Genomic DNA, 6,941 nt, shown 5'->3' with positions numbered 1-6,941 from the left:
CATCATGGGTATCATCAGGATATAAAAACTCAGAGATCATTTCTGTTTCCCGTTTATATTTTAAGATATCCTCATTCAGGGGGAATTGAGAAGGCTCAGCATTCCAGAGTCTTAACGTATTGATTGTCTTTGACTGATAGCCTGTGACCGGCATATCGTGAGGCACAGCCGTAACAGTTTCAGTATTCAGATGATGAAAAACAAGACGGCCATTTTCCATCTTCGCTTCTACCTTACCCCAAAAGGGAATTTTAATCGAGCTGTCAGTTTTACGGATTTCCCAGACATTCCCATTCTTTAACCATTGTTCAGGCAATTCGACCTGATAGCCATCCACAATCTTTTGTTCAAATAATCCATGTTTGTAACGAATACCATGACCATGGCCAGGGAGATTTAACGATGAAAGCGAATCTAGAAAACAGGCGGCTAGTCTTCCTAAGCCGCCGTTTCCTAAGCCCGCATCTGCCTCAAATTCCTCTAATTCACCTAAATCTACCCCTAATTCGTTCAGGCCTGCTTGAACGGTTTCTTCCACACCAAGATTAATAAGATTTTGTCTGAGTAACTTCCCCAATAAGTATTCAATGGAGAGGTAATATACCTGCTTTCCCTTTGCAGCCAGATGTTGCTCGTTTGTATTAATCCAATCAGTACTAACAAATTCACTTATCATCGTGCCAAGGGTCTGATAATGGTCCCTGGCAGAGCTTTCTGAGAAACTCTTTCCACATACCATCTCAAGCCTTTTTAGAAAGGTTTCCTTAAACACGACCGTATTAGAAAACATGTGTTTCACTCCTTGCAACGATCTCAGCATATAATTGATTATAGCTATAAGCTGACTGTGCCCAGCTATAATCCATCTCCATTGCTTGTTTGACAATGGATTTCCATGAATTTGAATCATGGTAAATACTTAGTGCTCGTTTAATCGTATAGAGCATGTCATGGGCATTAAAATGTGAGAAGGAAAAGCCGTTCCCTTTTCCAGTGAATTCGTTCCAAGTATGAATTGTATCATTTAAGCCGCCTGTTTCCCTAACAATCGGGATAGCCCCATATTTCATCGCAATCAGCTGACCTAGTCCGCAAGGTTCGAATTGAGATGGCATTAAAAATAAGTCCGCTGCAGCATAAAGTTTATGGGCTAGGCTTTCATTAAAGCCAGTATGCACTTTTAATTTTTCAGGATATATCCGTGCAGCCTGTCGTAAATGTTCTTCGTATTCATAATCTCCTGTGCCGAGAACAATTACCTGCAGGTCCTCCTGCAATATTTCACGAAGCACACACTTTACTAAATCAAGACCTTTTTGCCTTGTCAGCCTAGTAATCATCACTAATAAAGGGGTACGTTCGGATTGTGGTAATCCAAAGTGTTTTTGAATCTCACTTTTATTTACCGCCTTTTTCTGATGAGTATTAACCGTATAGGTTTGATAAATCAATGGATCTTTCGCTGGATTATAAAAATCCTCGTCAATCCCATTTAAGATTCCAATAAGGTCCTCTTTTCTTGCTCTTAACAGACCGTCTAATTTTTCACCATATGTCTGGGTTTGAATTTCTTCTTTATAGGTCGGACTCACTGTCGTAATTTTGTCAGCTGCAACAAGTGCGCCCTTCATATAATTAATATTTCCGAAAAACTCTAAGTGACCGGAATGAAAAGAATTATAATCCATTCCTAACAAATCTCCTAATACCTCTTTCGGAAAAATCCCTTGGAATTGTAGGTTATGAATTGTAAACACTGTCCTCATGAGACCGTACCCTTTTCGCTTATAATACTCAGTCCGTAAAAGGTAAGGAATCATCGCGGTATGCCAATCATGGCAATGCAGTACATCTGGAAAAAAGTCAAGCTGTTCCAGAGTCTCTAAAACAGCTCGATTAAAATAGGCAAATCTTTCCCCATCATCAAAATATCCATATAAATTTTCCCGTTTAAAATAGTATTCATTATCGATAAAATAGAAGGTCACTCCTTGATATGTGAGTTCTTCTATCCCGCAAAATTGATTTCTCCACCCTACAGAAACAGTGAAGTCTTTAACCTTTTTCATTTCACTTTTAAATTCTTCTGCAATGGTTCCGTACTTGGGCAGAATAACCCTAACATCCGTTCCCAAGCTTTTTAATTCTTTGGGAAGGGACCCCGCAACATCGGCAAGGCCTCCCGATTTTGCAAATGGTCCACATTCCGAAACAGCAAATAATACTTTCACGAGTTCATCAACGCTCCTTGTTTGGTTCCTTTACGAATCACAAATGGTGATCGTGCTGTGCCCGTTAATTGCGTTCCTGCCTCTACTTTAACATCTTTATCTAAAATTACCGAGTCTAGATAACAATTTTCTTCAATCTGGCACTTTTGCATAATGACACAGTTCTTAATAACTGCTCCTTTGCCAATTTTCACCCCACGTGAAATGATACTGTTTTCTACTGTTCCGTTAATGATACAGCCATTGGCTATCATGGCATTTTTTACCTCTGATCCCTTTGCATACTTCGTCGGTGGTTCATCCTTAACTTTAGTAAAGATTGGCTGATCTTTTGGAAATAGTTCTTTCCAAACATCAGACTTTAATAAATTCATACTAGTAGAAAAATAGTTCTCGATTGTATCTATCATCACGGCATAGCCGTCATAGTCATAGTGGCAAACAGAATAAAGGTCCTGAAGGTCATTAACTACATCCTTCATACAGGTATATCCCGTTTCATTCCGCGTTTCAATTAACTTAATAAGGAGGGATGTTTTGATCAAGTACATCTCCATTGACCCTCCATCCTTGTGATGGATTTCAGTGATGTCACAACCAGAGCGACTATGCCAATCCAGGATTGGTCTAAAGTTCATGTTGAACACTGTATAACAATTTGAGATGATTGCATACTCTTGGGTACTTCGATAAAAAAAGTCTAAATTTGCAGCAAAATGCTCAAATGAGCCGATTTTATTTCCGTCGTTATCGACAATCGGTGATGGGAAAAAGAAAAGGCCATCACGCTTTCGGTTTAAATCCCAATTCTTCCCGGAACCCAAATGGTCCATTAACGAACGATATTGCATTTTCGGGAAAATAGCCACACTGCGAATACCTGAATTCACCATATTCGATAATACAAAATCAATGATGCGGTAACGCCCCGCAAACGGCAGGGCAGCAAGTGAGCGATGTGTTAATAAATCTTCTAAATCATCATGGTATGTTGTGGCGTCAATTACACCTAAAAGCTTTCTTTTCAATCAAAGTCCCTCCTATATTTTATTAAGGCTCTTTTCNNCTTACGAAAAGATGCCACGAAGTTTTTGGAATATGGGTTGATGAGCTTATACGAAAAACAATAATCATTACGAAAATAGCCTTTATTAAAAAGCAGGATAAAGCCCGCTTAGCATTTCATTCGTAACTAGAATAATCTCGTCATCAAATGAGCGAATCACCGTCCCGTCAGGCACTTTTACATCACTAGGAACAATCGCTCTCTCGATCAAACAATTATCACCAATAATGGAATCAGGCATAATAACCGACTCTTTAATAATCGAACCTTTTCCGACCGTTACCCCTTGGAAGAGGACAGATTTGTCAACTTCCCCTTCAACTGTACACCCTTCATTAATCAGTGATTCCTTTACGATTGCATCCGAGGAAATAAATTGCGGCGGCTGGTTTGGATTAACGGAATAAATCCTCCATCCTTGATCAAATAAATCTAAATCACAATCTTCACTTAACAAATCCATGTTAGCTTCCCAAAGACTTGTAACCGTTCCAACATCTTTCCAATATCCTTTAAATGGATAGGCAAACAACTTCTTATTCTCCTCTAAAAGCAATGGGATAACATCTTTCCCAAAGTCATGACTAGAATCAGGATTTCGGTCGTCCATTTCTAAATATTCTTTAAGTATATTCCAGCTAAAAATATAGATGCCCATCGAAGCAAGATTATTTTTTGGATTGGCTGGCTTTTCATCAAACTCAACAATTCGCATATCTTCAGTTGTATTCATAATTCCAAATCGGCTAGCTTCTACCCATGGAACTTCAATTAAGGAGATGGTCACATCTGCCCTTTTTTCAATATGGTATTCTAGCATACTTTCATAATTCATTTTGTATATATGGTCACCTGACAAAATAAGAACATATTCAGGCTGGTATTGTTTGAGGTAATTAAGGTTTTGATAAATGGCACTTGCCGTTCCTGTATACCACTTTACTTCAGACGATTCAGCATATGGTGGTAAAACAGTTACCCCTCCATCCTTCCGATCAAGGTCCCAAGCACTGCCTATCCCAATATATGAATTTAGTAATAATGGTTGGTATTGTGTTAATACCCCAACTGTATCAATGTTAGAATTTGCACAATTACTTAACGGAAAATCAATAATACGATATTTCCCCCCAAAAGGAACGGCAGGTTTCGCTAAATCCTTCGTCAGCGAATTAAGCCTACTACCCTTTCCTCCTGCTAATAACATGGCTACGCACTTTTTCTTTGCCATTTCCTTTTCGCTCCTTTCGCTTTTTAACCGGTCTAATGATTTGAAATCCAAATGCTGGAATAGATATATTGATTGAATTTGGCAGGCCATGGAATGGCTCTTCTGCTGCTAGAATTGTTTTTTTATTTACAAACCCCGCCCCGCCGTATTCTTCATGATCACTATTGATAATTTCGCGGTATTCACCATTTTTAGGAACACCGATTTTATAGTCAGGGTAACTAACCCCTGTAAAATTACAAATAACTACTAACGTGTCATCTTCCTTTTTCCCTTTTCTTATAAATGAGAAAATAGATTGTTGACTATTATTTGCATCTATCCATTGGAATCCGTCCTGCAAATAATCGAGCTCATAGAGTGCCTTAGAACGCTTATAGAACTTAGTTAAGAACTTAACAAAGTCATTTAATTTTTGATGCATTTCGTAGTCCAATAAGTTCCAGTCCAGTTGCTCTTTATCCTTCCATTCAGAAAACTGGCCTAACTCAAAGCCCATAAAAAGAAGTTTTTTGCCAGGATGGGCAAACATATAACCTAACAAAAGCCTTAGTTGCGCAAACTTTTCCCAGTAATCTCCTGGCATCTTATCCAGTAATGACTTTTTCCCATGGACCACTTCATCATGTGAAAACGGAAGCATAAAGTTTTCTAAAAAAGCATATAAAAATGAAAAAGTTACTTTAGAATGAACATGCGACCTACCATACGGTGGAGTTTCCATATATTCCAGCATGTCATTCATCCAGCCCATATTCCATTTATAATCAAAACCGAGCCCACCGTAACTAACTGGTGTTGTCACATTAGGAAATTCGGTTGAGTCTTCCCCAATCATGAGAAAATGTGGATCATACTCATGAACTTGACTATTTAACTTTTTCAAAAAGTTAATTCCAAATGGATTTTCTCGCCTTTCGTTTGAGGCGTTGGGCCAGTATATGATATTAGCCACTGCGTCCATTCGAAAACCATCAATATGGAAATAATCAATCCAAAATAGGGCGTTAGAGATGAGGAAACTTTGTACCTCACCTTTTCCAAGATCAAAGTTTGCTGTCCCCCATACAGCATTTTCTCGATCACTTTCTGTAGTATAAGAGTAGATGTGCGTTCCATCAAAACGGTAAAGACCATGTGCGTCCTTACAAAAATGACCTGGCACCCAATCAAGAATGACTCCTATACCATGTTGATGCAATTGATCTACAAACTCTCTAAATTCATCTGGCGTCCCGTACCTAGATGTCACTGAAAAGTAACCAGTTCCCTGATAGCCCCACGAGGCGTCCAGTGGGTGCTCAACAAGCGGTAATAGCTCAACATGTGTAAATCCATGGTCGAGTATGTATGGAATCAGCTCATCTGCCAATTCTTTATAGGTTAAGTAATCGCCATTTTCTTTCTTTTTCCATGATCCCAGGTGTATTTCATAAATAATTGCGGGTTCTGAAAGCAAGGATTTTTTCCCGCGTCGATTCATCCATTGATTGTCTTGCCATTCATAATTCTTTAACGAATAAACTACAGAGGCTGTATTAGGTCTTATTTCAGAATAAAAAGCAAACGGATCAGATTTTAGCAGCCTCTCACCTGATTGTGAGAAAATTTCATATTTATAAAGCTTCCCTGTTAAATCCTTATCAGTAATCAGGATCCATACTCCATCATCGTTAACTTTTTGCAGTTCATACCCTTCACCATTCCAGTTATTAAAATCCCCCGCGAGCCTTACCTGCAGTGCATTAGGGGCCCAAACGCAAAATCGTGTATAAACCTTATCGGAATTCTTTAAGATATGAGCGCCAAAAAGCTGATGACTTTGAAAAAAATTTCCTTCGTGAAATAAATGTAACTGATAATCAGTCGGAAAAAACGTATTCACTGTCATGGCTCTCCTCATCCCCAATGAAAATATGTATTTCAAAATCCAATTATAAGTGCAATTTATCAATAATCCTCATAAAACTTTTTTATCTTTTCTGACAATAAGCGATACGTAATGTCATAAAAGGCTATTATTCGACAATTAACGACACTATTCATCAGTAATTCTATCAGTATTCGCCAAAAATATATAAAAAATTTTCAGTTTTTTTAATAATTTTGCCCAAAAAAGTTATTTGATTTTCAATAAATGCGGAGTTCAAAGGAAGGGAAAATTGTGGAAATGAAAGCGTTATCAATGTTTGTTGATGGATAATACAGGAAAAATAATTATATTAATATAATTATTGTTCGTGAAATGTCATCAGTTTTTCGGTAAGTGGTTGGGGACATACAAAGGGGATTTTTTGGTTAATCTTCCGTGCTAAAAAAGCTTTAGTAATACTCGGCTGCAATCTTTATTAAGAAAAAGGCTGTGTTAGTGATGCCTGTTGTTTTCCGCTCCAGGCGCTTCGCTTTCCGCGGG

At 38.2% G+C, this 6,941-nt stretch carries 5 protein-coding genes; all 5 read right to left on the bottom strand.

Annotated elements, in window-relative coordinates; genetic code table 11:
- The coding region (locus tag V7137_RS04335; RefSeq protein WP_335696917.1) for a glycogen/starch/alpha-glucan phosphorylase at positions 1 to 790 on the bottom strand (790 nt) is incomplete at its 3' end.
- On the bottom strand, positions 780 to 2,231 hold the full coding sequence (gene glgA / locus V7137_RS04330) for a glycogen synthase GlgA (protein ID WP_335696916.1): 1,452 nt from the start codon (positions 2,229 to 2,231) through the stop codon (positions 780 to 782). The genes glgA and V7137_RS04335, both read right to left, overlap by 11 nt.
- The gene (locus V7137_RS04325; protein ID WP_335696915.1) at positions 2,228 to 3,259 is read right to left on the bottom strand and encodes a sugar phosphate nucleotidyltransferase; all 1,032 of its coding nucleotides are present in this window, start codon (positions 3,257 to 3,259) and stop codon (positions 2,228 to 2,230) included. Before V7137_RS04325 ends, glgA begins: the two co-directional genes overlap by 4 nt.
- A 123-nt stretch (positions 3,260 to 3,382) precedes the next feature.
- Positions 3,383 to 4,528: a glucose-1-phosphate adenylyltransferase gene (locus V7137_RS04320; protein ID WP_335696914.1), complete on the bottom strand. Its 1,146-nt coding sequence runs from the start codon at positions 4,526 to 4,528 to the stop codon at positions 3,383 to 3,385.
- Positions 4,479 to 6,419 carry a 1,4-alpha-glucan branching protein GlgB gene (gene glgB, locus V7137_RS04315; protein ID WP_335696913.1) on the bottom strand — a complete coding sequence of 647 codons (1,941 nt, stop codon included), beginning with the start codon at positions 6,417 to 6,419 and terminating at the stop codon, positions 4,479 to 4,481. The genes V7137_RS04320 and glgB overlap by 50 nt, the downstream gene beginning before the upstream one ends.
- Positions 6,420 to 6,941: the final 522 nt, after the last annotated feature.

Origin of the sequence: Neobacillus drentensis, assembly GCF_036962765.1 — a bacterium.
In the GTDB taxonomy this organism is placed as follows: Bacteria; Bacillota; Bacilli; order Bacillales; family Cytobacillaceae; genus Neobacillus; species Neobacillus drentensis_C.
Note: the sequence above shows the minus strand (reverse complement) of the source record. Positions and strands in the feature narration are given on the sequence as shown.